Origin of the sequence: Roseateles rivi (genome assembly GCF_043555845.1) — a bacterium.
Taxonomy (GTDB): domain Bacteria; phylum Pseudomonadota; class Gammaproteobacteria; order Burkholderiales; family Burkholderiaceae_C; genus Roseateles; species Roseateles rivi.
In genome coordinates this window covers 406,499-432,285 of sequence record NZ_JBIGHZ010000005.1, presented here as the reverse complement: position 1 = coordinate 432,285, position 25,787 = coordinate 406,499, and the positions used below count along the sequence as shown (strand labels likewise).

At 62.4% G+C, this 25,787-nt stretch carries 24 protein-coding genes; 17 read left to right on the top strand and 7 right to left on the bottom strand.

The genetic code is table 11. From position 1 onward, the window contains the following. Positions 1-161: 161 nt before the first annotated feature. On the bottom strand, positions 162-392 hold the full coding sequence (locus ACG0Z6_RS14590) for a cold shock domain-containing protein (protein ID WP_394462652.1): 231 nt from the start codon (positions 390-392) through the stop codon (positions 162-164). A gap of 187 nt (positions 393-579) precedes the next feature. On the opposite strand from ACG0Z6_RS14590, the gene clpS reads away from it, so the two are divergent. The 4 genes from clpS to ACG0Z6_RS14570 are packed head-to-tail and all read left to right on the top strand — an operon-like array spanning position 580 to position 4,360. Then, complete coding sequence (gene clpS, locus ACG0Z6_RS14585) at positions 580-933, top strand: ATP-dependent Clp protease adapter ClpS (protein ID WP_394462650.1); 354 nt, start codon at positions 580-582, stop codon at positions 931-933. Further along, positions 930-3,245, top strand: a complete 2,316-nt coding sequence (gene clpA / locus ACG0Z6_RS14580) for an ATP-dependent Clp protease ATP-binding subunit ClpA (protein ID WP_394462648.1) — start codon at positions 930-932, stop codon at positions 3,243-3,245. Before clpS ends, clpA begins: the two co-directional genes overlap by 4 nt. 7 nt (positions 3,246-3,252) lie before the next feature. After that, on the top strand, positions 3,253-3,816 hold the full coding sequence (gene greB, locus ACG0Z6_RS14575; RefSeq protein ID WP_394462646.1) for a transcription elongation factor GreB: 564 nt from the start codon (positions 3,253-3,255) through the stop codon (positions 3,814-3,816). 55 nt (positions 3,817-3,871) lie between these two features. After that, entirely contained in the window at positions 3,872-4,360 is a 489-nt protein-coding gene (locus tag ACG0Z6_RS14570) for a copper chaperone PCu(A)C (protein ID WP_394462644.1), read from the top strand. A 48-nt stretch (positions 4,361-4,408) separates the two neighbouring features. Here ACG0Z6_RS14570 and ACG0Z6_RS14565 read toward each other — a convergent pair whose 3' ends face one another. The 4 genes from ACG0Z6_RS14565 to ACG0Z6_RS14550 all read right to left on the bottom strand — a co-directional run bounded on the left by ACG0Z6_RS14565 (position 4,409) and on the right by ACG0Z6_RS14550 (position 8,949). Beyond that, positions 4,409-5,851, bottom strand: a complete 1,443-nt coding sequence (locus ACG0Z6_RS14565; protein WP_394462642.1) for a serine/threonine protein kinase — start codon at positions 5,849-5,851, stop codon at positions 4,409-4,411. 48 nt (positions 5,852-5,899) lie between these two features. Further along, entirely contained in the window at positions 5,900-6,661 is a 762-nt protein-coding gene (locus tag ACG0Z6_RS14560; protein ID WP_394462640.1) for a metallophosphoesterase family protein, read from the bottom strand. A 102-nt stretch (positions 6,662-6,763) separates the two neighbouring features. After that, positions 6,764-7,726, bottom strand: coding sequence for an ornithine carbamoyltransferase (argF, locus tag ACG0Z6_RS14555; protein WP_394462638.1), 963 nt, complete (start codon positions 7,724-7,726; stop codon positions 6,764-6,766). Continuing rightward, positions 7,723-8,949, bottom strand: coding sequence for an aspartate aminotransferase family protein (locus ACG0Z6_RS14550; protein WP_394462636.1), 1,227 nt, complete (start codon positions 8,947-8,949; stop codon positions 7,723-7,725). Before ACG0Z6_RS14550 ends, argF begins: the two co-directional genes overlap by 4 nt. Positions 8,950-9,218: 269 nt before the next feature. Here ACG0Z6_RS14550 and ACG0Z6_RS14545 point away from each other — a divergent pair, with 269 nt between their 5' ends. After that, on the top strand, positions 9,219-9,554 hold the full coding sequence (locus tag ACG0Z6_RS14545; RefSeq protein ID WP_394462634.1) for a DUF3579 domain-containing protein: 336 nt from the start codon (positions 9,219-9,221) through the stop codon (positions 9,552-9,554). Positions 9,555-9,655: 101 nt separating this feature from the next. Here the strand turns inward: ACG0Z6_RS14545 and rpsT are convergent, their stop codons facing one another. Beyond that, the gene (gene rpsT, locus ACG0Z6_RS14540; RefSeq protein ID WP_394462632.1) at positions 9,656-9,952 is read right to left on the bottom strand and encodes a 30S ribosomal protein S20; all 297 of its coding nucleotides are present in this window, start codon (positions 9,950-9,952) and stop codon (positions 9,656-9,658) included. Positions 9,953-10,192: 240 nt separating this feature from the next. On the opposite strand from rpsT, the gene murJ reads away from it, so the two are divergent. From murJ to ACG0Z6_RS14500, 8 genes are all read left to right on the top strand, one after another. Continuing rightward, positions 10,193-11,749 carry a murein biosynthesis integral membrane protein MurJ gene (murJ, locus tag ACG0Z6_RS14535; protein WP_394462630.1) on the top strand — a complete coding sequence of 519 codons (1,557 nt, stop codon included), beginning with the start codon at positions 10,193-10,195 and terminating at the stop codon, positions 11,747-11,749. A gap of 37 nt (positions 11,750-11,786) precedes the next feature. Continuing rightward, positions 11,787-12,635 (top strand): SirB1 family protein, encoded by an 849-nt coding sequence (locus ACG0Z6_RS14530; RefSeq protein ID WP_394462628.1) that lies wholly within the window; start codon positions 11,787-11,789, stop codon positions 12,633-12,635. Positions 12,636-12,760: 125 nt separating this feature from the next. Then, positions 12,761-13,435: a DnaA regulatory inactivator Hda gene (hda, locus tag ACG0Z6_RS14525; protein WP_394462626.1), complete on the top strand. Its 675-nt coding sequence runs from the start codon at positions 12,761-12,763 to the stop codon at positions 13,433-13,435. Between the two features lie 39 nt (positions 13,436-13,474). Beyond that, on the top strand, positions 13,475-14,143 hold the full coding sequence (locus ACG0Z6_RS14520) for a histidinol-phosphatase (RefSeq protein ID WP_394462624.1): 669 nt from the start codon (positions 13,475-13,477) through the stop codon (positions 14,141-14,143). Next, complete coding sequence (pcnB, locus tag ACG0Z6_RS14515) at positions 14,140-15,732, top strand: polynucleotide adenylyltransferase PcnB (RefSeq protein ID WP_394462622.1); 1,593 nt, start codon at positions 14,140-14,142, stop codon at positions 15,730-15,732. The genes ACG0Z6_RS14520 and pcnB overlap by 4 nt, the downstream gene beginning before the upstream one ends. Further along, positions 15,729-16,310: a 2-amino-4-hydroxy-6-hydroxymethyldihydropteridine diphosphokinase gene (gene folK / locus ACG0Z6_RS14510; protein WP_394462620.1), complete on the top strand. Its 582-nt coding sequence runs from the start codon at positions 15,729-15,731 to the stop codon at positions 16,308-16,310. The genes pcnB and folK overlap by 4 nt, the downstream gene beginning before the upstream one ends. 180 nt (positions 16,311-16,490) lie before the next feature. Continuing rightward, the gene (locus ACG0Z6_RS14505) at positions 16,491-17,138 is read left to right on the top strand and encodes a DUF47 domain-containing protein (RefSeq protein ID WP_394462618.1); all 648 of its coding nucleotides are present in this window, start codon (positions 16,491-16,493) and stop codon (positions 17,136-17,138) included. A 26-nt stretch (positions 17,139-17,164) separates the two neighbouring features. Further along, complete coding sequence (locus ACG0Z6_RS14500; protein ID WP_394462616.1) at positions 17,165-18,175, top strand: inorganic phosphate transporter; 1,011 nt, start codon at positions 17,165-17,167, stop codon at positions 18,173-18,175. 62 nt (positions 18,176-18,237) lie between these two features. On the opposite strand, the gene ACG0Z6_RS14495 is transcribed toward ACG0Z6_RS14500, so the two are convergent. Beyond that, positions 18,238-18,360: a hypothetical protein gene (locus tag ACG0Z6_RS14495; RefSeq protein ID WP_394462614.1), complete on the bottom strand. Its 123-nt coding sequence runs from the start codon at positions 18,358-18,360 to the stop codon at positions 18,238-18,240. 252 nt (positions 18,361-18,612) lie between these two features. Here ACG0Z6_RS14495 and ACG0Z6_RS14490 point away from each other — a divergent pair, with 252 nt between their 5' ends. The 4 genes from ACG0Z6_RS14490 to ACG0Z6_RS14475 are packed head-to-tail and all read left to right on the top strand — an operon-like array spanning position 18,613 to position 25,786. Further along, a complete protein-coding gene (locus tag ACG0Z6_RS14490; protein ID WP_394462612.1) occupies positions 18,613-20,046 on the top strand; it encodes an ATP-binding protein in 1,434 nt (477 codons plus the stop codon). A 13-nt stretch (positions 20,047-20,059) separates the two neighbouring features. Continuing rightward, on the top strand, positions 20,060-22,780 hold the full coding sequence (locus tag ACG0Z6_RS14485; protein WP_394462610.1) for a Z1 domain-containing protein: 2,721 nt from the start codon (positions 20,060-20,062) through the stop codon (positions 22,778-22,780). Next, positions 22,773-23,729: a PD-(D/E)XK motif protein gene (locus ACG0Z6_RS14480; RefSeq protein ID WP_394462608.1), complete on the top strand. Its 957-nt coding sequence runs from the start codon at positions 22,773-22,775 to the stop codon at positions 23,727-23,729. The genes ACG0Z6_RS14485 and ACG0Z6_RS14480 overlap by 8 nt, the downstream gene beginning before the upstream one ends. Beyond that, entirely contained in the window at positions 23,726-25,786 is a 2,061-nt protein-coding gene (locus ACG0Z6_RS14475; RefSeq protein ID WP_394462606.1) for an AIPR family protein, read from the top strand. Before ACG0Z6_RS14480 ends, ACG0Z6_RS14475 begins: the two co-directional genes overlap by 4 nt. The last annotated feature ends 1 nt before the right edge of the window (position 25,787 follow it).

Genomic DNA, 25,787 nt, shown 5'->3' with positions numbered 1-25,787 from the left:
AGCGCGCTGTCGTGGTGCGCTCGGAAACAAAAAAGCCCCTGAGCAGCATTGCCAGGGGCTTTGTTCATGGGGGACCTAAATGACGCGGACTGCAGAACTCAGGCTGGACATCGACGGCCTTGTGTCAAGGCACTGCGGAAGCGCGCTGGGCAGAGGTGGGCTCAGGCGCTAACGCCGACGCTTCCCTCGTCCATGGGGGTGATGTTTTGCGCCAACTGCCCTTTGGGGCCTTGCACCAGCTCAAAACTCACCTTGCTGCCTTGCTTCAGTGTTCTGAAGCCATCCATGCGGATTGCCGAGAAATGGGCAAACACATCTCCTCCGCCGAGTTCAGGTTCGATAAAACCAAATCCTTTGGCATCGTTGAACCATTTCACTGTACCAGTAGCCATTTGTACTCTCCATCCCGGTGTCTAATGCACCGGAAGGGATTCTCAAAGGCCGCTGGAAGGGGTGTCAATCGACTTGCCCCCCCGAGAGTGGTGGGGTGCTTGGCGTGGTGAAAATGGTGGCGTCGACCCGTCGGGCTTCTCACTAGCGCTACGCTGCAGGGCGTAGGCTCTCTATAGAATCGGAAACATGTTCAGGATGTCGTCTTCTCCAGCAGAGCCCCCCGTGTCTCCCCCACCCTCTGATTCGGGGGGGGCTACCCTTGCCGAGCGTCAGTTGCAACGCACACAGCCCCCTGGTCTGTATCGGGTGTTGATGCTCAATGATGACTTCACGCCTATGGAGTTTGTAGTGATGGTTTTGCAAGAGTATTTCCATCATGACCTGGACGCGGCGACACGGATCATGTTGACAGTCCATCACGAGGGGCGGGGCGTTTGTGGTGTGTTCACCAAGGACGTTGCTGCCACCAAAGTCGAATTGGTGTTGGCCGCCGCACGGCGAGCCAGCCATCCCCTTCAGTGCACTATGGAGGCCGCATGATCGCGCAAGAACTTGAAGTCAGCCTGCACATGGCCTTCGTGGAGGCGCGTCAGCAGCGCCACGAATTCATCACAGTCGAGCATCTGCTCCTGGCCTTGCTGGACAACCCGTCCGCAGCCGAGGTGCTGCGTGCTTGCGCCGCCAATATTGAAGATCTGCGCAAGTGTTTGTCGCAGTTCGTCAAGGACAACACCCCGACGGTGGGTGGCAGCGACGAGGTGGATACCCAGCCCACGCTGGGCTTTCAGCGCGTCATCCAGCGCGCCATCATGCACGTCCAATCCACGGGCAATGGCAAGAAAGAAGTCACCGGCGCCAATGTGCTGGTGGCCATATTTGGCGAAAAGGATTCGCACGCCGTCTACTACCTTCACCAGCAGGGCGTGACGCGGCTGGATGTGGTGAACTTTATTGCTCACGGCATCAAGAAGAGCGAGCCGCCAGAGCCTCCCAAGAGCTCAGACAGCGCCCCTCAAGAAGGTGAGCGTGAGGACACGGAAGCCAGTGGTAGCTCGGGCAAAGGCTCTCCGCTCGAGCAGTTCACACAAAACCTCAACCAAAATGCCCGCGATGGTCGCATTGACCCTCTCATCGGGCGCGAGCAAGAGGTTGAGCGGGTCGTGCAGGTGCTCTGCCGTCGCCGCAAAAACAACCCACTGCTGGTGGGTGAAGCGGGTGTGGGTAAAACGGCCATTGCTGAGGGGCTGGCTTGGCGCATCACGGAAGGCCAAGTGCCTGACGTGCTGGCTGATGCCACGGTGTATTCGCTCGATATGGGCGCATTGCTGGCCGGCACAAAGTACCGTGGCGACTTTGAACAGCGCCTCAAGGCGGTGATCAAGCAGCTCAAGGAGCAGGCCGGGGCCATTTTGTTCATCGACGAGATTCACACCCTCATCGGTGCGGGCGCGGCCTCTGGTGGTACTTTGGATGCGAGCAATTTGCTCAAGCCTGCACTGTCTTCAGGTCAGCTCAAGTGCATCGGCGCCACCACCTTCAGTGAGTACCGTGGCATCTTCGAGAAAGATGCGGCGCTGTCGCGTCGCTTCCAAAAAATCGATGTGAATGAGCCCTCGGTGGAGCAGACGATCGAGATTTTGAAGGGGCTCAAATCTCGATTTGAGGAACACCATAGCGTGAAGTACGCCTTGGGTGCTTTGCAGGCTGCGGCCGAGCTGTCGGCCAAGTACATCAGCGACCGGCATTTGCCCGACAAGGCGATCGACGTCATTGACGAGGCTGGTGCCGCGCAGCGTGTGCTGCCCAAGAGCCGGCAAAAGAAGACCATCACCCGCGCTGAGGTGGAAGACATCGTGGCCAAGATTGCGCGCATTCCGCCGACCAGCGTCTCCAGCGACGATCGCGACAAGCTCAAGACCCTGGACCGCGATCTCAAGAGTGTGGTTTTTGGACAAGACCCGGCCATTGATGCCTTGGCTGCGGCCATCAAGATGGCGCGCTCGGGTCTGGGCAAGCCGGACAAACCCATTGGCGCCTTTCTCTTCAGCGGCCCCACCGGCGTGGGCAAGACCGAGGTGGCCAAGCAGCTGGCCTACATCCTGGGTATTGAGCTCATGCGCTTTGACATGTCCGAGTACATGGAGCGCCACGCTGTGAGCCGCCTGATTGGTGCGCCTCCGGGCTATGTGGGTTTCGATCAGGGCGGTCTGCTCACCGAGGCCATCACCAAGAAGCCGCATGCGGTCTTGTTGTTGGATGAAATCGAGAAAGCGCACCCGGATGTCTTCAATGTGCTGCTGCAGGTCATGGACCACGGCACCTTGACCGACAACAACGGGCGCAAGGCTGACTTTCGCAATGTCATCATCGTCATGACGACCAATGCGGGAGCAGAGGCGATGCAGAAGTCCACCATCGGCTTCACCAACAAGCGCGAGCAGGGCGATGAGATGGGCGACATCAAGCGCTTCTTCACACCGGAGTTCCGCAATCGGCTCGACGCCATCGTGTCCTTCCGCTCGCTGGATCAAGACATCATCCTGCGCGTGGTCGATAAGTTCCTGCTCCAGTTGGAGAGCCAGCTGACAGAGAAAAAGGTCGAAGTCACCTTCAGTGATGCGCTGCGCAAGCACCTCGCCAGCAAGGGCTTTGACCCGCTCATGGGCGCGCGCCCCATGCAGCGTCTGATTCAGGACACCATCCGTCGCGCCTTGGCCGACGAGCTGCTGTTCGGCCGCTTGGTCGACGGCGGGCGCTTGAGCGTGGACATCGACGACAAGGGCGAGGTGATGCTGGACATCCAATCGGCGCGCAAGGACAAGCCCAAGGCCGAACCTGCTGTGACCGACTGACCGGGCCGTGAGCAAAGCCTTCACCAAGGAAGTTGAGCAGGACGACGACGAAGAGCTCAGTGGCGGCTTGTCCCCCTTGCCGGCGGGCAGCCGTAACTACATGACACCAGAGGGCTATGCGCGACTGCGCGGTGAGTTCATGCAGTTGCTAGACGTCGAGCGGCCCAAGGTGGTGGAGATTGTTTCTTGGGCTGCGAAAAATGGTGATCGTTCAGAAAACGGCGACTACCTCTATGGCAAGAAGCGGCTGCGCGAAATTGACAGGCGCTTGCGTTTTTTGACCAAGCGGCTGGACATCGCTGAGGTGGTAGACCCCAGCGTGCACCACGGCAGCGACCAGGTGTTTTTTGGCGCAACCGTCACCTACGCCAATGAGCGGGGTGTGGAGCGCACCGTCACCATCAAGGGCATTGATGAGTCTGACAGCCTCAATGGTGAGGTGAGTTGGGTCTCTCCGATTGCGCGTGCGCTGCTCAAGGCCCGGGAGGGTGATGAGCTCAGCCTGCACACGCCTGTGGGCGTAGAGCGCATCGAAGTCCTGGCGGTGAGCTACCCGGCACCCAAGCCCTAAGGCGGCTGGTCGTCGGGCTGGCTATCATGGTTGCTCTCAACTGAGGAGCGATGTTGTGATTGCGAAATATTTGTCAGCGGCTTTGGTGCTTGTTGCGGCAAGCACGAGTTCGGTTTGGGCGCAGGTTCAGGTCAGCGACGCATGGGCTCGCGGAACGGTACCGCAACAAAAGGCCAGTGGGGTCTTTTTGCAGCTGCAAAGCCCCAGTGCTACGCGCCTGGTAGCCGCGCGCAGCCCCAGCGCCAACAGCGTGGAAATCCATGAAATGACCATGGAGGACTCGGTGATGAAGATGCGCCAGCTGCCCAATGGGTTGGAGCTGCCTGCGGGGCAGCGCGTGGCGCTCAAGCCCGGTGGCCTGCACATCATGCTGATGGGGCTCAAGGGGCAGCTGGTGGCCGGGCAAGAGCTGCCTTTGACGCTGGTGTTCCAGGACGCGGCGGGTGCCCGCACCGAGTTGGAGCTCAAAGTTCCGGTGCGGGATATGAAGGCTGCTGCCGGTGGTCACTCCGGTCACTCTGACCACAGCGGCCACAAGCACTGAGTTGAACTGATTCGATGTCAACGCCAGCGCGAGCTGGCGTTTTGCGTTTCAGCTTGCGCTGCTTTCCCTCACGACGGTGACGTTGCAACTGCACTCCGCCACGACCTGGGCCGAGACGCTGCCCAAATAACGGCGCAAGGCCGATGAACCTCGTGCTCCCATCACCACGTGGTCAACACCGTTTTTGGCTGCGAATTCGACGATGGCGGCGGCGGGGTCCGGCGCTTCGAGCACGTGGAAGGTGAGCTGTCCGTCATCGGTCAGGTTCAGGGCTTTGCGCAGCGGGTGGGCCCAGGCCTTGAGGGCGACGAGTTGGTTGACGTGGACGCTGCGGCCTTGCTTGTCGGTGAGCTCGTCCATGCCGATGCGCGCGGTCTTCATGACGCTCACGCAGGCCAAGCGTGCGCCGGGTTCGGTTTGAACCAATCGGCGCGCGGTTTCTCTGAGTTGATCGAGCAGGGCAGGGCTGGCGCTGTGAACATCCAGCGCGGCCATGATGATGGGGCTGCGCTTGAGTTGGTCGCTCACGGAGCTGCAGGGTTCGGCCTCGTTGCCCAGGGCTTTGAACCAGTCGCGCCAGCGCGCCAGGCGGCCGGTGCGCGTGAGCTTGTCAGCGCGGCGCGTGAGCTGCACGGCGTCTGGGCGCTGCAAATCCAGCAGCAGTTGCGAGGCGCTTGGGTAGCGGCGCTCGGGCTTGACCTCCAGGCAGTGCAGCACGATTTCTTGAAACCACGCCGGCAGCTCTGGCCGTATGGCGCGCGGCGGGATGGGGTCTTCGTAGAGGCGCCGGCGCAGGCCTGTGATGGAGGTGGGCTGGCCAAAGGGGCGCTCACCCGTGGAGAGGTGGTAGAGCATGACGCCCAGCGCAAACAAATCCGAGCGCGGGTCGCTGCGCACGAATTGCACTTGCTCCGGCGACATATAGGGTCCGGTGCCCATGGGCAGCTCGAACTCTTCTTCCAGCAGGTCGGGCAAGTGGTCGTGCCTGGAGAGCCCGAAGTCCACCAGCACGGCGCGCCCATCGGGGCGGAACATGATGTTGCTGGGTTTGATGTCGAGGTGCACCAAGTGCTGGCGGTGGAGTTCGCGCAGCGCCGTGGCAACTTGAATGCCGATTTCCACCACGTCCACCAGAGGCAATGGCGCCTGGTCCAGCCTGGGGCGCAGGCTTTCGCCCGGGATGCGCTCCATCACGATGTAGGCGCGCCGTATCCAGTCGCCGCGGGCGATGAAACGCGGCACATGTGGGCCGCGTAGCGCGGGCAAGATCATCTGCTCGACTTCGAAGCCGACGATGGTGGCCGGATCCTCGCCGCCTTTGATGCGCGGCACCTTCATGATGAGCTCGAAGGGCTCATCTTCCCGTGGCTGCTCGCGCTTGACGGCCCACAGATTGGCCATGCCGCCTTGGTGCAAGGGGCGCTCCAAGACAAAGCCATCCAGCACCATGCCGGGCTGCAGCGGTTGTTCAGGGCTCAGGGCAGTGGGCATGCGAAAGAATCTCCTGACAGGGTGTGGCTGACGCTGCGCCGGGTGGGGCTACTGGCCCCCTTGGAGTCGTGTGGCCAAGCGCTGGGCGAGCTCTGGGTTGAGCCCTTGTGCAGCGGTCAGGCACTGCGCGGCAGTGTCGACGTCGTAGGGCACGCGCTGAAAGCTCAAGACCTGCTGGTCGCTGTCAAACACGGCGTAGCAGGCCGCTGGGTTGCCGTCTCTGGGTTGGCCGCACGAACCTGCAATGGCCAGCCAGCGCCGGTGGGGCAGCAGCGGGATTTCGGTGCCGGGCTCGGGCGTGAAGTCGCCGGCCTTGCCGGTGCTGGAGAGGTGGTAGAGCCTGGGCTCGTGCATGTGCCCAAAAAAGCTGTAGGTGCAGGGGCTGGCTTGGAGGCTGCGCACGGCGTCGAGTCGGCCGTGGATGTAGGCGAACTGCTCGGGCGCGAACGCGTTGGCGTGGGCGAAAAAACAGTCCTCAACGCGTCGTGTCAGCGGCAAAGCCTTCAGCCACGCGATGTCTTCGGGGCTGAGTTGGGCGCGCGTCCACTCCACCATGTGGCGCGCGTCGCTCGTCATGTGCGGCATGGGCCCTTGGGCCACGGCGCGGTCGTGGTTGCCCTGTACCGCAATCGCACCCTTGGCGCAGAGCGCCTGCACGCGCTGGAGCACCCAGGCCGGGTCTGCACCGTAGCCAATGAAATCACCCAGAAACGCGTAGCGGTCGACGCCTTGCTGGCTGGCGTGCTCCAGCACGGCGTCAAAAGCTTGCCGGTTGGCGTGGATATCGGTGATCAGTGCAGTGCGACTCATGACGTTCCGAGCATGACAGGCGTCTCTGACAGTGACCTGATGGAAAAGTGCTCATTCCCTCAGGGACAAACCCCAGCCCCAGCGCGTGGCCGAGGGGCAAGCCTAGCCAATACGCCCAAGCTGGAGGTATTCCATCAGGGCTTTTTGCACGTGCATGCGGTTTTCGGCCTCGTCCCAAACCACGGACTGCGGGCCGTCAATGACGTCGGCGCTGACTTCCTCGCCACGGTGGGCAGGCAGGCAGTGCATGAACAGGGCATCGGGCTTGGCCTGAGCCATCATGGCGGCGTCCACGCACCAGTCGGCAAAGGCCAGGCGTCGCGCGTCGTTCTCGGCCTCATAGCCCATGCTGGTCCAGACATCGGTGGTGACGAGGTCGGCACCCTGGCAGGCTTGTCGCGGGTCTTTGAACACCTTGTAGCAGCCGGTGTTGCTGATGCCTGCCACGCGTGGGTCGATTTCATAGCCGCTGGGCGTGCTGACATGGACGGTAAAGCCCAGGATCTCCGCCGCCTGCAGCCAGGTGTTGGCCATGTTGTTGCCATCGCCCACCCAGGCCACCACGCGCCCGCGCAGGGCGTCGAGGTCCACGGCACCTTTGCGGTCCATGGCGCGGTGTTCCAGATAGGTGAACAAGTCGGCCAGGATTTGGCAGGGGTGGTATTCGTTGGTCAGGCCGTTGATGACGGGCACGCGCGAGTGCTTGGCAAAGGCTTCGATCTTGCTTTGCTCAAAGGTGCGGATCATGACCAAGTCCACCATGCGGCTGATCACGCGGGCGCTGTCTTCGATGGGTTCGGCGCGGCCCAGCTGGCTGTCGCCCGTGGTGAGGTGCACCACCGAGCCGCCCATCTGATACATGCCCGCCTCAAAGCTCACGCGCGTGCGGGTGCTGGCCTTCTCGAAAATCATGGCCAGCGTGCGGTCCTGCAGGGGTTGGTATTTTTCGTAGTTTTTGAAGCGTCGCTTGATGATGGCGGCGCGTTCAAAAAGGTAGGCGTATTCCTCGGCGCTGAAATCTTTGAACTGCAGGTAGTGGCGAATGGCTTGGGCAGTGGGTTTCATGGCTGCGGGGGCGTCTGGGTGCTGAGGAATTGGCGGATGATCTCGCTCAAGGTGCCAGCCAGCTGGCGGGCCTCGTCGCTGCTGATGATCAGCGGCGGCACGAGGCGCACCACGCGGTCGGCCGTCACGCTGAAGAGCACCCCGCGCTCCAAGCCCATGCCCAGCAGCGCACCGCAGGGACGATCCAACTCCACGCCGATCATGAGGCCCTGGCCGCGGATCTCTACGACGCCCGTCACGCCAGCCAACTGCTCGCGCAGGGCCTGTTGCAGTTCCTGGCCGACCTTGGCGGCGTGGCTCAGGAGCTGGTCTTCTTCCATGATGCGCAAGGTCTCTACCCCTGCGCGCATGGCCAGCGGGTTGCCACCAAAGGTGCTGCCGTGGTTGCCGGGACGCATGACATCGGCAGCGCGCGGGCCGCAGACCACGGCGCCAATGGGCACGCCTGAGCCCAGGCCTTTGGCCAGGGGCATGACGTCCGGCACGATGCCCGCCCATTGGTGGGCAAACCACTTGCCCGTGCGCCCAATGCCGCACTGCACCTCGTCGAGCATGAGCAGGAGTTCGTGCTTGTCGCACAGGCGTCGCAGTGCTTGCAGGAAGTCGATGCGTGCGGGGTTGATGCCGCCTTCGCCTTGCACGGTTTCCAGGAAGATCGCGCACAGCTGGGGGTGCTTGGCAATGGCTTCTTCCACCGCGCTCACGCTGTTGAGGGCCACGCGGACAAAGCCCGGAAAGCTCGCGCCAAAGCCTTCGCGCACTTTGGCGTTGGCGGTGGCGGCCATGGTGGCCAGCGAGCGGCCGTGGAAGGCGCCCTCGAAGACGAGAATTTCCGGCTCGGCAAAGCCGCGGTCGACGCCGAACTTGCGAGCGATCTTGAGCGCCGCTTCGTTGGCTTCAAGCCCGGAATTGCAAAAGAAGGCCTTGTTCATGCCTGAGATTTCGCACAGCTTGGCAGCCAGCGTCTCCTGCAGAGGCACGTGGTAGTAGTTGCTGGTGTGAATCAGCTTGGTGAGCTGCTCCTGCAATGCCGCCACGAAGCGGGGGTGGTTGTGCCCCAACGTGTTGACGGCAATGCCCCCCAGTCCGTCGAGATATCGTCGCCCCGCCGTGTCCCAGACCCAGCACCCTTGCCCATGCGACATCGCAACGGGCAAGCGGCTGAAAACACCCAGCACATGGGGTTCGGAAAGGGTAAGGGCTGTGGAATCGGGGGTGCTCATGACTCTCTTTGGTAAGCGGGGGGGTGATGAGGCGGTGACTGCAACGAAACAAGCCTGCACAGCGACTTCAGTTTTGCGCGGGGCGGCCGATTCATTCTAAGGTTCAGCCCTGATGGGCCTTGCAGGTTCGGCGCAAGCTGAGCAATACGTGGTCTGAATACGATCTGCTCCTGCTGCGCTGCAACACAGTCAAGGCACAATAGCGGCTTTCCTCCCGGCGTCTACACCCAAGCGGGTGGATGGACACCCCAGCAACAATTCCCAAGCCCATGAGCCCAACGACCTCCAAGCCGCGAGAAGTATTCATTCAAGGGGTGACGGTCGACGGACGCACGTTCCGACCCAGCGACTGGGCCGAGCGGCTGGCGGGCGCGATGTCCAGCTTTCGTCCTGGGGCCGCGCGGGCCGGGCGCGACGCGCACCTGGGGTATTCGCCTTATTGCGTGCCGCGTGTGATCAACGGCATCAAGTGCGTCATCGTCAACGAGGCGCTCAAGGCCTTGGAGCCCATGGCCTGGGACTTTGTCATGAACTTTGCCCGAGACAACCAGTTGCAGGTTGTGGAAGCCTGCTGGTTGCCCGACGGCGAGCAGCCCAAGGCCTGAGCGGCCAGGGCAGGGCGTTTCAATTCAATCGACGCCCATCTTGGCGCAGGAATGACAAAAGCCCGCCGAAGCGGGCTTTGTCTTGCACCAGAGCTGGAATATCAGGCGGCCAGCGCCTTGATCTTGGCGGACAGACGGCTCTTATGACGAGCAGCCTTGTTCTTGTGGAAGATGCCCTTGTCAGCGACCGAGTCGATCACGCACTGGGCATGCTTGAACAGGTCAGCGGCCTTGGACTTGTCGCCAGCCACGATGGCTTTTTGCACGTTCTTGACGACCGTGCGGAATTGCGAACGCAGCGCCGAGTTGGCGGCGTTCAGCTTCACATCTTGACGTGCACGCTTACGGCCAGAGGCCAGGCGCACGGTTTTCTTTTTGGCTTTGGAAGAGCTTGCCATTGTTTTTCAACCAGTTGGTGCAAAGACGGCGAGTATAGCAGTCTTTAAGACGTCTTCCAATCAACGCATCACGAGCTGGGTCGGATTTGCTCTGTTTTTCTGGGGCAAGCTTGGTCTGAGCAGTGGCTCCAACAGGGCTTGCCGGGGCAGGCACAATCGGCCCGCTTCCGTATTGGGGCCCCTTTTGAGCTGAGATGCGCCTTGGGGGTGTTGCGCTGTTCCTGGGGTGCCTGGCCGCTGATGAATCTACTCAAAACTGCTTCGACCGTTTCTGTATTGACGCTGGCGTCGCGCATCACGGGCCTTGTGCGTGAGCAGATGGTGGCTGCCTTGTTTGGCGCGACTGCCATGACGGATGCCTTCCAGGTAGCGTTTCGCATCCCGAACATGCTGCGCCGCCTGTTTGCCGAAGGTGCGTTTTCGCAGGCCTTTGTGCCGGTGCTGGCGCGCACCCGCGCCCAAGAGGGGGACGAGGCCACGCGCGAGCTGGTGGCGGCTGTGGCCACGGTGCTCACCTGGGCTTTGACGCTGACTTGCGTGCTGGGCGTGGTGGGGGCGCCGCTCTTGGTGTGGCTCTTGGGCGCAGGCTTGGCCGACGCACCGCAGGAAGCTGCGGTGGTGATGACGCGCTGGATGTTCCCCTACATCGGCTGCATGTCCTTGGCTGCGCTGTGTGCGGGGGTTCTCAACACCTGGAAGCGTTTTGCCGTGCCCGCGGTCACGCCGGTGCTCTTGAATCTGTCGGTGATTGCCTGCGGCTGGGTCTTGTCGCCTCTGCTGCCGCGCTGGGGCTTGCAGCCGATATATGCCCTGGCCTTTGGTGTCATGCTGGGCGGGGTGTTGCAGCTGGTGGTGTTGTGGTTTGCGGTGCGCCGCCTGGGTGTGGATTTGCGCATTGGCTGGCGCTGGCGCGCCTTCACTCAAGCACGCAGTCATGCCGGTGTGGGGCAGGTGCTGCGCACCATGGGCCCGGCACTGGTGGGGGTAGGGGTGGCGCAGCTGTCGTTGGTCATCAACACCCAGATTGCCATTTGGGTGGCTCCGGGGGCGGCGTCTTGGCTGACTTATGCCGACCGTCTGATGGAGTTCCCGATCGCGCTGCTGGGCGTGGCGCTGGGCGTGGTGCTGACGCCGCAGCTGGCGGCAGCCCAGGCGCGTGACGCGCAGCAGGAATACAGCGCCATGTTGGATTGGGGCTTGCGCCTGGTGGTGTTGCTGGCCTTGCCCTGTGCGGTGGCGCTCTTGCTGTTTGCCGTGCCGCTGGTGTCGGTGCTCTACCACCGCGGGGCCTTCGGGGCGCGCGATGTGCTCTACACCAGCCAGGCTGTGATGGGCTATGGGGCCGGACTGCTGGGGTTGGTGGCGGTGAAGATTCTGGCGCCGGGCTTTTATGCCAAGCAGGACACGCGCACGCCGGTGCGCATTGCCGTGGCCGTGCTGGTGCTCACGCAGCTGCTCAACGCCGTGTTTGTGCCTTGGCTGGGTGTGGCGGGGCTGTCTTTGTCCATCGGGTTGGGTGCACTCATCAATGCCCTCATGCTGTTCCTTGGCTTGCGGCGCAAGGGCAGCTATCGGCCCGAGCCAGGCTGGTGGCTGTTCACGTTCAAAGTGGTGCTGGCCAGCTCTGCGATGGGCTTGCTGCTGTGGTGGCTGGCGCTGCGCTTGGATTGGCTAGCCCTGCACGAAGGCTGGCGTGTTCTGGCCATGGCGGGCAGCATGGCGGCATCGGGCGTCTTGTACTTTGGCTTGCTGTGGTGTTTGGGAATCAAGCCGCGCCAATACATGAGGCGTGTGTGAGCTTGTTTGCGGCGCTTGCACGACTACACTCGCGCCCATGAGTAAGTCGCAGCACTGGACGATCCCCACGGCGTTGGAGTACTTCGCCTCCTTGGTGGCGGACGACGAGGGCTTGAACCTCACAGAAGCTGCCATTGCTTTGGCACAGGACGAATACCCCCAGCTCGATGTGCAGCAGGTGATGGCTGAGATCGACGCTCTGGGGCTGCGGCTGCGCCAACGCCTGCCCGACGATGCGCCTCCCCAACACCGCCTGCACATGCTGTGCGGTTTTTTCCATGGCGATTTGGGCTTTACCGGCAACGTCAACGACTACTACGCCCCCGACAACAGCTTTGTGCACCGCGTGCTGGTCACGCGGCGCGGCCTGCCCATCACATTGGCAGCGCTCTTCATGGAGCTGGGTTCGCAGCTGCAGCTGCGTCTGCACGGCGTGGGGTTCCCGGGGCATTTCCTCATGAAGCTGCGCTTGCCACAAGGCGAGGTGGTGCTGGACCCCTTGAGCGGGCGCTCCTTGGCGCGGCATGAACTCGAAGAGCGGCTGCTGCACACCACGGGTGACTGCAGCACGCCTGCTCTTGAGCAGGCGCTGGCCTCGGTGTCGGCGCGGCAGATGGTGGCACGCATGCTGCGCAATTTGCGCGAGGTCTACAGCCATAGCGGCGACGCCCATCGCCTGCTGATGGTGCAGCAGCGCTTGGTGATCTTGTTGCCCGACGACCCGCGCGAGCGCCGCGAGCGTGGCTATGTGCTGGAGCTGCTGGGCCAGCGCGAGGCCGCGCTGCAGGACTTGCAGCACTACGTGCGCAGCTGCCCCGCAGCACCGGATTGCCAGCGCGTGGAAGCCGTGCTGGCGCGGTTGGGCTCTGGTCCGACCTTGCATTGATTGCACAGCCTTGCGCCACCGCCCCGAGCGTGGGCCTTTAGAATCGCGCTCGCATCGGCCTTTGGCCAGTTCTGGCGTGCCCGGGCACCTGGGATACCGAGCATCTGATATTAGGTTCTTGCCGCTTGAAGCAAATCCCTCTGTTCCTGGGGCCGCCGCCCGACTACACCTTCGACAACTACCTGCCCGGTGACAACGAGGCGCTGCTGGCGCATTTGGATGCGCTGCAGCTGGGGGATGCGCCTGTCTACATCTGGGGGCCCTCGGGCAGCGGCAAAACGCATGTGCTGCGCGCGCTGGCCCAGCGCTGGCAGGAGGCAGGGGCGCAAGTCGGCTGGTACGACGCCAACACGCCCCAACCCTGGGAGCTGCCCCACCAACCCAGCCTGCTCTTGATGGACGACTGCGAGCGCTTCGACCCCGGTCAGCAGCACGCCGCCTTTACCTTGTTCGTCGAAGCCGCCTCGCAGGGGCTGGCTGTGGTGGCCGCCGGTGCCGCGCCCTCGGTGGATTTGCCACTGCGCGAAGACGTGCGCACCCGACTGGCTTGGGGGCCGACTTTTGCCCTGCAACCGCTCAGCGAGGAAGAGGTGCGCGCCGTGCTGCACCGCGAAGCCGCGCGCCGCGGTGTGGTGCTGGGCGACGAAGTGGTGAGCTATTTGCAAACCCGCTTTGCGCGCGACCTCAAACACCTCATGCACTTGCTGGACCGTCTGGACGAGTTCTCGCTGGCCAGCCAGCGCGCCATCACCGTGCCGCTGCTGCGGCGCATGCTCAGCGAGCCTGACACCGCGCCGTGAAGCCCATCAACCCTCCACCGCAGCCCTGAACACCACACCATGAACCTGACGCTGTTTGATCTGGACGGGACGCTGATTCCGCAAGACTCCGACCACGCATTTGGCAGCTTTATGGTGGGGGTGGGCTGGGCCCAGGGCGAGGCCTGGCGCCAGCGCAACGACGAGTTCTACGCCCAATACTGCCGCGGTGAGCTGGACTTGGACGCCTATATCGAGTTCGCCACATCGGCCTGGCGCGGCCGTGGGCTGGGCGAAGCGCTGGCCATGCGCGAGCGTTTCATGGCTGAAGTGATGCGGCCCATGTTGCGCGACAATGCGCGGGCGCTGCTGGAGCAGCACAGAGCCGCTGGTGATGTGCTGGCCATCGTGACAGCGACCAACGAGTTTGTGACGGCGCCGATTGCCGAGGCCTTGGGCGTGGAGCACCTGATTGCGGTGCAGCTTGAGCGAGATGCCCACGGGCAGTACACAGGCCGTGTTCTTGGCGTGCCGTCCTTTCGTGAAGGAAAGATTACGCGAGTGGCCCAATGGCTGGCAGGCATGGGCAAGTCCTGGGGCGACTTTGAGCGGGTGACGTTTTACAGCGATTCGCTCAACGACCTGCCACTGCTCGAACATGTCAGCCACCCTGTTGCAACCAACCCTAGCCCGCCTTTGCTGACCCTGGCTCAGCAGCGTGGCTGGCCTGTATTGAAACTCTTCGAATGATCAAATCACTCATCAACAAACTGCTGAGCAGAAGCCGCGAGACCCCGCTGGGAAAACGGGTGGAGCTGGATGCCTCCAAGCATCAGATCGACATCGGGCTGGTGGATGAGCGCGCCATCAAGGTGGTCAATACCCTGGCCGACGCGGGCTACGAGGCCTATATCGTCGGCGGCGCGGTGCGCGATTTGCTGCTGGGGCGTCGCCCCAAAGATTTCGACGTGGCCACCAACGCCACGCCCGAGCAGGTCAAGGGCCTGTTCCGCCGTGCCTTCATCATCGGGCGGCGTTTTCGCATCGTGCACGTGGTCTACGGCCGCGGGCGCGAGCACGAGGTGATCGAGGTCTCCACCTTCCGCGCGCTGCTCACGCAGGACGACGCCGAGCAGGTCAAGGGCAACGAGAAAACCTCCAAAGACCAGCTCGCGGGCAAGTCGCATGTGGTCGATGCCAGTGGCCGGGTGCTGCGCGACAACGTCTGGGGTCCGCAGATCGAAGACGCGGCGCGGCGCGACTTCACCGTGAACGCCATGTACTACGAGCCGCGCCAGCAAATCGTGGTGGACTACCACGGCGGCTTTGCCGATGCGCGCAAAAAAGTGCTGCGCATCATTGGTGATGCGCCCACACGCTACCGCGAAGACCCGGTGCGCATCCTGCGCGCCGTGCGTTTTGCTGCCAAGCTGGGCTTCACCATCGAGCCCAAGACGCGTGCACCCATGGTGGAGCTCTCGCGCCTGATGTCCAACGTGCCCATCTCGCGCATGTTTGACGAGATGATCAAGCTGCTGCAAACCGGGCATGCCCTGGCTACCTTGGACGAGCTGCAAAAGCAAGGCTTGGCGCGCGGCCTCTTCCCAGTGCTGGACGCCGTGCTGGACGAGAAGGGCGCTTTGCCTGACACCACGCATGGCCGCTTTGTGAAGCTGGCCCTGCAAGACACCGACCGCCGCGTGGAAGAAGGCCGCAGCGTGGCCCCGAGCTTCATGCTGGCCTGCATGCTATGGCGCGAGGTGCAAGCGCGTTGGCAAAAACTGCAAGAGCAGGGCGAGCCTGCGGTGCAGGCTCTGCAGCAAGCCGTGGACTTGGTGTTTGATGCGCGTGTGGGCGACATCTCTGGCCGCGGCAAGCTCGCTGCCGATATGCGCGAAATCTGGCTCATGCAGCCGCGCTTTGAGCGCCGCACTGGCAATGGGCCACAGCGCCTCATCGAGCAGCCGCGTTACCGCGCGGGCTTTGACTTCCTGGCCCTGCGCGCCGAAGCGGGCGAGGTGCCCACCGCGCTGGCCGATTGGTGGGAAGACTACGCCCTGGGCAGCGACGACGAACGCCGCGCCCTGCAAGACGAGCTGCGCGTGGAAGAGCGCCAGCGCCGCACGCCCAAGGTTCACCGCGTGCCGCGTGGTGCCGTCACCGGCGCAGCGCCTGCACCGCGTGTTGCTGCAGCGCGGGGCGCTGATGCTGAATCCACCGATGCCGATACCGATACCGCTGATGCCGAAGGCGGCGAGGCCGCAGCCGCGGGGCAACGCCGTCGCCGTCGCCGCCGTCGCCCCAGCGGTGCGGCGGCTGCGGGCAAAGACAGCGCTTGAGCACAGAGCCTGCGGTGAGTGCGGTGTTTCAAGGCCTGGCCCTGGTGGGGCTGGGCGCCAACCTCGGTGATGCGCAAGCCAGCGTCTGGCAGGCCATAGCGGCCTGTGCTCAATGCCCTGACACGCGCTGCCTGGGTTGGTCTAGCGCTTGGCGCACGGCGCCGGTCGATGCGCAAGGCCCGGACTTCGTCAACGCCGTGGCGGTGCTGGAAACCACGCTGGCGCCACTGCAGCTGCTCGACGCTCTGCAGGCCATTGAGCAGCAACACGGGCGCGAACGCCCCTACCGCAACGCCCCACGCACGCTGGACTTGGACTTGCTGGCCCTGCAAGGCTGCGAAATGGCCGAGCCGCGCCTGACGCTGCCGCACCCGCGCATGTTCGGGCGCGCCTTTGTGCTGGCGCCTTTGCTGGAGCTGTGCCCCACTTGGGTGTGGCCCAAGGTCGGGCCGCTTGAACAGGCGCTACTGGCCTGCCAAGACCAGGCACTGCATGTGCTGCCTGGGGCCTGGCCTCAGCCGCCGGCGCCGCAGCGCGCCGCGCTGGCGCAGCGGTTGCAACAGGCCTTTGCGGGCTAAGCCCAGGGCCAGTGCCCGGGTCGCGCCGCAGGCTGGCCCCGCTACACTTGAGGTTTTGCCTGCGCTGACTGCAGCGCCAGGCTGGTTGATTTCCCATCAATAAAAACGAACGCCCCTGGGGTGGCTGGCGGCGGAACGCTGCTGGCCCGTTGGGTTTCCAGGTGGATGTAAGGAGAAACCATGTTTTTCGGAAAACTGCTGCCCCGTGAGGGGAATTTTTTTGAGCTCTTCAACCAGCACGGCGCCTTGATCGCCGATGGTGGGCGCTCCTTCATGTCCATGCTGCGCGAGTACAGCGACGCCACCCAGCGCGAGAAATTTGCGGCGGAAGTCGATGGCGCCGAGCACGCGGCTGACCGCATCACCGCCGAGGTGAACCGCCTGCTGCACCGCACCTTCATCACGCCCATCGACCGCGAGCAAATCCATGGCCTGATCAACTCCATGGACGACATCCTGGACCTGCTGCAGGACGTCACCGAAATGCTGCAGCTCTATGACGTGCGCAGCATTCCTGAAGATGCGCTGCGTCTGGGCGAGGTGTCGGTGCGTTGCTGCGAGCGCGTGCGCGACGCCGTGGCCCTGCTGCCAAAGCTCAGCCAGCCGCAGACGGTGGAAGCGGCGCTCAAGACTTGCGAGGAAATCGACAAGCTCGAATCCGACGCCGACCGCATCATGCGCGCGGCCATGTCGCGCCTGTTCCGCGACGAGCTCGATGTGCGCGAACTCATCAAGCTCAAAGCCATTTACGAGCAACTGGAGACCATCTCCGACCGCTGTGAGGACGTGGCCAATCTGATCGAGGGCATCGTCCTCGAAAACTCCTGATCCTCGTTTCACGGAGCAACTCTTCCATGGAATCGATTCAGGTAGCGTTCTGGGTCATTGCTTTGCTGGTGGTGCTGGCATTGCTGTTTGACTTCATGAACGGCTTTCACGACGCGGCCAACTCTATCGCCACGGTGGTCTCCACCGGGGTGCTCAAGCCGCAGCACGCGGTGCTGTTTGCCGCTTTCTTCAACTTCATCGCCATCTTCATCTTCCACATGGCCGTGGCCAAGGCCATTGGCAAGGGCACGGTGGACGCTGGCGTGGTCGATCACCACGTGGTCTTTGGCGCGCTCATCGGCGCCATCGTCTGGAATGTGATCACCTGGTACTACGGCATTCCCTCCAGCTCGTCGCACGCCTTGATTGGCGGCATCGTGGGTGCCGTGATTGCCAAAGCCGGTGTGGGCGCGCTCATTGCTGGCGGGCTGATGAAAACCGTGGCCTTCATCTTCGTCTCGCCGGCCCTGGGCTTTGTGCTGGGCTCGCTGCTGATGGTGATCGTGGCCTGGATTTGCCGCCGCACCTCGCCGTTGAAGGTGGACAAGTGGTTCCGCCGCCTGCAACTGGTGTCGGCCGGGCTCTACAGCCTGGGCCACGGTGGCAACGATGCGCAAAAGACCATCGGCATCATCTGGATGCTCTTGATCGCTGCGGGCTATATGACCACCGCCGACCAATCGCCACCGCAATGGGTCATCGTCAGCTGCTACCTGGCCATTGGCCTGGGCACCATGTTTGGTGGCTGGCGCATCGTCAAGACCATGGGGCAGAAGATCACCAAGCTCAAGCCCGTGGGCGGCTTCTGTGCCGAAACCGGCGGCGCGCTCACGCTGTTCTTGGCCACCTCGCTGGGCATTCCGGTCTCCACCACCCACACCATCACCGGCGCCATCGTCGGCGTGGGCTCCACGCAGCGCGCCTCGGCCGTGCGCTGGGGCGTGGCGGGCAACATCGTCTGGGCCTGGATCTTTACCATCCCCGCCTCAGCCTTTATTGCTGGTGTGGCCTACTGGCTGAGCCTCCAGCTGTTCTGAGGCAGCAGTCGCACGAAGCAAAACGGCCCGCATAAGCGGGCCGTTTTGTTTTGGGCCGCGCCTCAGGCCTCGTCACTCAGCAGCGCGTCGTCCGGGCCGATGTGCGAGGGCGAGCGCCAGGGCGCGTCGCGCATGGACTTCTGCACCAGGCTCTGCACCCCCAGCATCTGCGCAAACAGCGCCATGCGTATGGGCACGCCGTTGGGGAGTAGCCCAGTTTGATGGGCGAGTCGCGAGCGTATTGCGAAAGCTCTGAGTCATCTGCAGTTAATTTGTCAGTACGATCTTCGGGGACGAACAAGAGAAGGCATGCCTCTCAAAAGCAAACAGGTCACTGGAAATCAGGGAACGGAATGAATGCCGATAGGGACCACCTCGATGAGCCGGGGGCGCTTGACACTGTAGAGTTTGAGGAGCTCCCGCCTAGGGCTTCCGCCTTGATCGAGGCGATGCGTGACATCGGCTATTCGCTGGAATCTGCCGTTGCGGACATCATCGACAACAGCATCACCGCCCGAGCTAGCGTGGTTGACGTGCGTTTCGGTTGGCGGGATGGTGCATGGATTGGCATCATCGACGATGGTGATGGAATGTCGGCAGCCGTCCTACGGGAAGCCATGAGACCCGGTGTACGGAATCCCCTCGAGCAGCGCAGCACGGATGACCTCGGGCGTTTCGGACTAGGCTTGAAGACTGCTTCGTTTTCCCAATGTCGCCGCCTAACCGTCCTGACCCGTCGCAATGGCGTTGAATCAGCGGCGAGGTGGGATCTGGACTATCTGGCTGAAACCGATAGATGGACGCTGCAGCGCCCGTCTGATGCTGAACTCGCACTGATGCCGTGCTTCAGCGAGCTTGGACCCCAAGGTACTCTGGTGATGTGGGAGAAAATCGATCGGCTCGAGTTTGATCAGCGCGACGACCGGGCTCATCAACAGCTAAACGAGCAGATGGGGATTGTTAGGGAGCACGTCGCCCGTGTTTTTCATCGTTTCATTGGTGGGGAACGTGGGTTCGCCAAGCTGACCATGCGTCTTAACTTGGCTGAGGTCCCTGCATTCGATCCCTTCAACGAAGCGAGTCCGGCGACGCAGGCGCTCCAAGAGGAACGCGTGGTCACGAAGACCGGCGACGTGCGGATGCAAGCTTACGTGTTGCCGCATCATTCCAAGGTGGCTCAAGCCGAATACCATCGTTTGGCCGGTACTGAGGGCTATCTCCGGAATCAGGGTTTCTACGTTTACCGCAATCGCAGGCTAATCGTGTGGGGAACTTGGTTCCGTCTCGCGCCACAGGAAGAATTGACCAAGCTCGCGCGGGTCAAAGTCGACATCCCGAACACTCAAGACCAGCTCTGGTGCATCGACGTCAGGAAGTCGCGGGCGTGCCCCCCAGCTGCTGTGCGAGCGCGCATGAAACAGATCGTCGAGCGCATCCGTTCCTCGGCGAAACGGCCCTACACGCACCGCGGCACGCCAGTGTCTTCAGGGCCTAAAACTGCCGTCTGGCAGAGGCGCGTCTTCAACGAGGCAGTCAGATATGAGGTCAACACGGAGCATCCCCTCGTGGCCGACCTTCGCGCGGACCTCGACCAAGAAACCAGGGCGCGGCTCGACGCAGTCCTGCGCATGGTCGGCGAAGCGTTCCCTGCAGCGATCTTCTTCAGTGACTATGCGACGAATCCGCGCGCGCTTGAGCCAACTACCTGTGATGTAGCCACACTCGTGGCCCTAGCGCGCCTCATTGCCGCGGCCAATCCAGGTTTCGACCAGAAGGGGCTGACGGCGCTCCTAGGCAGCATCGAGCCGTTTGCGGCCTGGCCGAATGAGCTGGACAAGGTGGCGCGTATCGCCCTGCAGAGCAGAACATAAAGGGAAAACAGCGATGACATTGAACGATCTCGAGAACAATGCCATAGGCGTACTGGCCACCATGCCTGAGCGTACGCCGGAGTCCGTAAGGACGGTGCTCACGACGCTGCTCATGCTTAGTCCGGACCTTAAGTCTCAAACCTCCGGCGAGCAGCTTGAGCTATGCGCACAGCGCATCGAGACAAAGCTTTTCGTGCGCGTCAACGATGCTTCGTCCATCGAGCTCGACCGCGAGTTCAAGCAGTGGCTGCCGCAGCGTCGAGCCGAGGTCGAAGGCCACTTCTATTACCCGCGCTATCGGCGGTGGTTGAGCCAGAAGGGCTTCGTCTCGAATGTGTTGGGCGTCCTCGACAAAGACACCGACAAGATCGTGGGCCTGTTGGGAGACCCGCTGGTTGCCAAGCCCTGGTCTCGCCGCGGTCTCGTTGTCGGCCACGTTCAGTCTGGCAAGACGGCGAACTACTCCGGAGTCATCTGCAAGGCAGCCGACTACGGCTACAAATTCATCGTGATCCTTGCGGGCATCCAGGAAGACCTGCGCGCACAGACCCAGGAGCGGATCGAAGAGGGCTTCATCGGCAGCAACTCTGACAAGGAGGCCGGCGACACGATAGTCGGCGTGGGGCGACTCGGCCTTGGGCGCAGACCGCTTACGCTGACGAGCCGGGCCGACGACTTCAGGGTGATGCATGCGCGACTGACCATGCCGATTGACTCGTTGAAGGAGCCGCTGGTCTTGGTCATGAAGAAGAACGCCAAGGTGCTCGCTAACCTCGTCGAGTGGCTCAAGAAGAAGAACAAGGACCCCTCTGGGCGCATCTCCGGTACGCCGATGCTCCTCATCGACGACGAGGCGGACAACGCGTCGGTGAATACGTCGGCCAATGCAGACAGCCCGACCAGCATCAACGCCCGCATTCGGGAGCTTCTGTCGCTGTTCGACAAGAACGTGTACCTGGGCTACACGGCGACGCCATTCGCAAACATCTTCATCGACCCAGAATCGGTCGACGCCATGGACCGCGAAGACCTGTTCCCGCGGGACTTCATTGTTTCTCTCGACGCGCCGACGAACTACGTCAGCGCGGCTCGACTGTTTGGCGGGGACGGCGACCTAGCCGTTTCGCTCATCCCCGTCGAAGACCAGGAATCCACGTTGCCCGAGAAGCACAAGATTACTTGGAAGGTGCCCAGCTTACCGCCATCGCTCAAGGAGGCGGTCGCCACCTTCCTGCTCGCGCGTGCCGTGCGCTGCTGCCGGGGCAATGGCACAAGCCACTCCTCGATGCTTGTCAACGTATCGCGCTTCAACGACGTGCAGACCCAGGTCACGGGACTTGTGAAGAGCGAAGTGGTCCGTTATCTCGAGGCGTGCCAAGGACATGCGGCGCTGCCGGAGGCGCAGGCGCTTCGCGACCCTGCCATCGCCGAGCTGCGCCGGGTCTGGGATGAACAGTTCGCCGGGAAGGTGCCTGAGACGTGGTCGGATGTGCAGGCACGTCTGAGAGAGGCGGTCGGCCCCGTGGACGTGCGGAAGATCAACAGCAAGTCGGCGGACACGCTCGACTACAAGAGGAACGAGGAGACTGGCCTGCACGTCATTGCCATTGGTGGCTTTGCGCTTTCGCGCGGCTTCACGCTCGAGGGACTCACCGTGAGCTACTTCCTGCGCAATTCCATGATGTATGACACCCTTCTCCAGATGGGGCGATGGTTCGGATACAGGGACGGGTACGCGGATGTTTGCCGCGTGTACATGACGGATGACGCCATCGGCTGGTACTCGCATATCTCCGAGGCCATCGACGAACTACGATACGAGTTCAAGCGCATGGAGCGCGCCAACCGCACGCCCAGGGAATTCGGTCTGAGGGTTCGGTCCGATCCCGAGTCGCTCATCATCACTGCGCGCAACAAGATGCGAACCGGAAAGCAGGTCCGGCATAGCATCTCGCTCGGTGGTTCGCTTATTGAGACGACGTCGTTGCGAAAAGATGTACTCGACCAGAACCGGAAGCTGGCGGAGGAGTTCGTTGCCTCGCTGGATCGGCGGCACGGGGCCAGGGCGGTGTCCTTGGACGCGGGATGGCTGTGGTCCGGTGTCAGTGCCGCCGAGGTGCGCGACTTCATCGAGCGCTTCCGCAACTACGACGACCTCTGCATCAAGACCCAAGCCGCGCCTGTCAACGCTTACATCCAGGCGCGGGAGCTTGACGAGATGCCCGAGTGGGACGTCTGCCTATTTAGCCCCTCCAAGGCCGACGCTGGCCCGTTCCTGCTTGGAAGCCGAACAGTGCAGCTGCAGGAGCGTAGCTCGAGCTGGGACGAGGCGGATGATGGGGTTGGCTACTTTCGCATCAACGGCAAGTCTTCGCGCGTAGCCTCGCGAGGTCAGGAGAGGGTGGGGCTCTCGGAAGACGAGGTGAAAAGAGCGCGCGAAGACTTTTTTGCGATCTCAGGCAACGAGGGCAAGAGCATCTCGGACAAGGCCTATCGGCTTGCGCGAACCCGTCCGTTGCTGATGCTCCATCTTCTTCTCCTGCGCGAGAGCAGTCCGCTACAGGACCAGAAGCCAAGAGAGGAGGCCGGTGCGCTCGCCTGGGGCATCAGCTTTAAGGCGACGGGCCGGCCCGAGCAACAGGTCGAATACGTAGTCAACACTACCTGGTGGAAGAGCAACTTCCAGGAAGACCTGGAGGAAGCAGCGGAGGAGTCGGAGCAGGCCGATGCGTGAGAATCCCTGGAAAGACCTGCCTCCCGGTACGCCTGGAACGTTGTCGGTGCTTCGGATTCCTGGCTTGCTCAGGATCGATGCTTTCTGGGGGCGGAAGCCGGACGGACGGCTAGCTCTGCTCATTGGATTTCAGAATGTAGAGCACGTCCCGGTCGAGCTACCAACCGTCAGGGGCGTCGCGCTACTGGTCGTTGCAGCGGATAGTCGACTTCAGCTCGTGCTCGAGCCAGCGGGTGACTGGGAGATGTTCCATGCGCTTTGCCTAGACCTGCTGTCTGCGGCGGATGAGGGTATGGATGAGGCAACGGGGTTGCAGCTACTCGTCGCACGGCTTTTGCGGTGGCAGAAGTTCCTCAGCAAGGGCATAGGGAAGCTGCTCGACGAGCGTGAGGTTCGTGGCCTCATCGGCGAATTGTTGTTCCTTCGGGACTACTTGGTGACGACAGTCGGCACTGCGGCGGTTGAGTGCTGGCAGGGGCCGCTGGGTCTCCCACAGGACTTCGTGTTCGATGGACGGCTGGTCGAGGTGAAGACCTTCGCTGCAGGGTCGGACCCAACCGTGCGGATCTCGTCTCCTGAGCAGCTGACGTCTGGCGATGTTCCCCTCTTTCTGCATCTGGTCTGCCTTGTCCGCCAGGATGACAGCCTGACGCTGCCAGACCTCGTGGATGAACTTCGGCTACTTCTCGCCGGGAACCATGCACATGCTGAAGTCCTCGAGGACAGGCTGGCGACGATGGGCTACGTTGACTTGCCGGAGTATCGCGCCATGTCGTTTGCGGTGACTTCGGTCGCCGACTACCAAGTCCGCGATGGGTTTCCACGGCTGACGGTCGAGGAGATTCCAGCGGGCGTCAAGTACGTTGGCTACTCGATCTGCTTGGCGGACTTGCAGCCCTTTGCTGTCGCGTGTGGCGTCGTCACCGGCGCTGTTGGGGCGCTGCCATGACCGAGGACGAGTTCCACGCCGAGCTTATGCAAATGGTGGCCACTCGAGGTGCGGCAACCGCCGACTTCTCGGTCGCAGCATTCACTGATCTTGTCGCTGGGGCCCTGGTTGAATCCGGTGACATCCAGGAGTTCGTGCCGCTCCCTTTCAAGAGCCCCAACGGTAGCGTGCGTATCGAGGGGTATGGGTTCGCGGATGAGGGGTTGACCCTCGATCTTCTGGTTGCCGAATTCGATGGCGGAGAGAAGGTTCAGACGCTGACTAGGACAGCCATGGAGTCTTGCTTTCGCCGTATCGAGAAGTTCCTCTTGCGGGCGCCGAAGCCAGCGTTCCGGGACACCATCGACGTGAGTCACCCGGCCTGGGGGTTCGCACGGCAAATTGCGGATCAACTGTCGGGCATCAGTCGGGTGCGTTTCCATTTGCTCACCGACGAGGTGCTGTCGAGCGCTATCAAGGAGATTCCGCCCCAGCAAGACGAAGGGCGCGAGCTGAGCTATCGGGTATGGGACCTACGCGCGATCCAACGCTTGGTGGCGTCAGCAGAGCCTGAAGAAATCGAAATCGACTTGGTTGAGATGTTCGGCGAGTCGCTCCCGTGTTTAGCGGCCAACTCTGGCGGTGAGGGCAGCGCTTCCTATCTGACGGTCATTCCGGGTGCTTGGCTGGCGGCGATCTATAACCGCTGGTCCGGGCGGCTTCTCGAGCAGAACGTGCGTACCTTCCTGCAGGCTAAGGGCAAGGTGAACAAGGGAATCCGCAAGACCATCCTTGACGAGCCTGACTTGTTCTTTGCCTACAACAATGGCATATCGGCGACCGCTAGCCAAGCTGAGTTCGTACAGCAGGACGGAGCCATTCGCTTGGCGAAGCTGCGGCACTTGCAGATCGTCAATGGTGGCCAAACCACGGCATCGATCTTCAACGTGATGAAGAAGGACAAAGGCGTCAACTTGGACCGCATCCGGGTTCAGATGAAGCTGTCGGTCATCAGGCCAGATTTGGTCGACGAGATGGTTCCCCGCATCTCCCAGTACGCTAATAGCCAGAACAAGGTCAGCGACGCTGATTTTTTCTCCAACCACCCGTTCCATGTCCGCATCGAGGGCATTTCCCGCAAGCTCTGGGCTCCAGCGCCGGAGGGCGTGCTGATGCAGACGCACTGGTTTTACGAGCGGGCCCGAGGCCAGTACGCGAACGCCGGTGCTTGGCTGACGCCGGCAAAGAAGCGGCAGTTTGACATCGAGAATCCGCGCGGGCAGGTCATGACCAAGACCGACTTGGCTAAGGTGGTCATGACATTCAGAGGCCAGCCGCACATCGTCTGCTTCGGCTCACAGAAGAACTTTGTGCAGTTCGCCGAATTCGTCGGCGATTCCTGGAAGGACGAGGGTATCGACTTCAACGATGCTTGGTTCCGGCACGCTGTAGCCGGCGCGATCATCTTCCGTGCCCTTGAGCGAAGCGTTCAGAAGGCAGACTGGTATTCGCAGGGCTACAGGGCGCAAATCGTCACCTATGCCATCGCCCTGATGCAGCACCACCTCGGCAAGGCCGGGCAGGCGCTGGACTTCGAGCGCACTTGGCAACGTCAGACACCGTCCAACGAGCTGCTCTCCGCGCTGCTCGCGATCGGCGCACAGGTCAATCAGCGGATCGTTGCGACCGCGGCGAAGTCCGGCATTGCGAACGTGACGGAATGGTGCAAGCGCGAGCGTTGCTGGGAGGACCTCAAGGGATATGTTGACACTAGTGTTCTCGATGACTTGGAGGCAGACCTTGTATCGTCAGAGACTGCATCGTCACGCCGACGCACCGCTCGGAAGGATCAGAAGGTAACTAACGAGGTCGAGGCACAAACGCTGGTGGTGAATCGGGGGGCATCCTATTGGCAATTGCTGTTGCGATGGGCGGAAGCCGGGACGGTGATGACCCCGTCGGAGCTGGATGTGCTTCGAGTTGCCGCCCGAATGCCAAGCATGATCCCCACGGGGCCACAGTCGGTGAGGTTGCTTCAGGTGGCGACAAAGGCAGTCGAAGAGGGCTGGGCAGCCTAGT

Coding starts and splice junctions, on each gene's coding strand:
- ACG0Z6_RS14590 (WP_394462652.1), bottom strand. CDS start 392: ATGGCTACTGGTACAGTGAAATGGTTCAACGATGCCAAAGGATTTGGT.
- clpS (WP_394462650.1), top strand. CDS start 580: ATGTTCAGGATGTCGTCTTCTCCAGCAGAGCCCCCCGTGTCTCCCCCA.
- clpA (WP_394462648.1), top strand. CDS start 930: ATGATCGCGCAAGAACTTGAAGTCAGCCTGCACATGGCCTTCGTGGAG.
- ACG0Z6_RS14565 (WP_394462642.1), bottom strand. CDS start 5,851: ATGCCCACTGCCCTGAGCCCTGAACAACCGCTGCAGCCCGGCATGGTG.
- ACG0Z6_RS14560 (WP_394462640.1), bottom strand. CDS start 6,661: ATGAGTCGCACTGCACTGATCACCGATATCCACGCCAACCGGCAAGCT.
- argF (WP_394462638.1), bottom strand. CDS start 7,726: ATGAAACCCACTGCCCAAGCCATTCGCCACTACCTGCAGTTCAAAGAT.
- ACG0Z6_RS14550 (WP_394462636.1), bottom strand. CDS start 8,949: ATGAGCACCCCCGATTCCACAGCCCTTACCCTTTCCGAACCCCATGTG.
- ACG0Z6_RS14545 (WP_394462634.1), top strand. CDS start 9,219: ATGAGCCCAACGACCTCCAAGCCGCGAGAAGTATTCATTCAAGGGGTG.
- rpsT (WP_394462632.1), bottom strand. CDS start 9,952: ATGGCAAGCTCTTCCAAAGCCAAAAAGAAAACCGTGCGCCTGGCCTCT.
- murJ (WP_394462630.1), top strand. CDS start 10,193: ATGAATCTACTCAAAACTGCTTCGACCGTTTCTGTATTGACGCTGGCG.
- ACG0Z6_RS14530 (WP_394462628.1), top strand. CDS start 11,787: ATGAGTAAGTCGCAGCACTGGACGATCCCCACGGCGTTGGAGTACTTC.
- ACG0Z6_RS14520 (WP_394462624.1), top strand. CDS start 13,475: ATGAACCTGACGCTGTTTGATCTGGACGGGACGCTGATTCCGCAAGAC.
- pcnB (WP_394462622.1), top strand. CDS start 14,140: ATGATCAAATCACTCATCAACAAACTGCTGAGCAGAAGCCGCGAGACC.
- ACG0Z6_RS14505 (WP_394462618.1), top strand. CDS start 16,491: ATGTTTTTCGGAAAACTGCTGCCCCGTGAGGGGAATTTTTTTGAGCTC.
- ACG0Z6_RS14500 (WP_394462616.1), top strand. CDS start 17,165: ATGGAATCGATTCAGGTAGCGTTCTGGGTCATTGCTTTGCTGGTGGTG.
- ACG0Z6_RS14495 (WP_394462614.1), bottom strand. CDS start 18,360: ATGGCGCTGTTTGCGCAGATGCTGGGGGTGCAGAGCCTGGTGCAGAAG.
- ACG0Z6_RS14485 (WP_394462610.1), top strand. CDS start 20,060: ATGACATTGAACGATCTCGAGAACAATGCCATAGGCGTACTGGCCACC.
- ACG0Z6_RS14480 (WP_394462608.1), top strand. CDS start 22,773: ATGCGTGAGAATCCCTGGAAAGACCTGCCTCCCGGTACGCCTGGAACG.
- ACG0Z6_RS14475 (WP_394462606.1), top strand. CDS start 23,726: ATGACCGAGGACGAGTTCCACGCCGAGCTTATGCAAATGGTGGCCACT.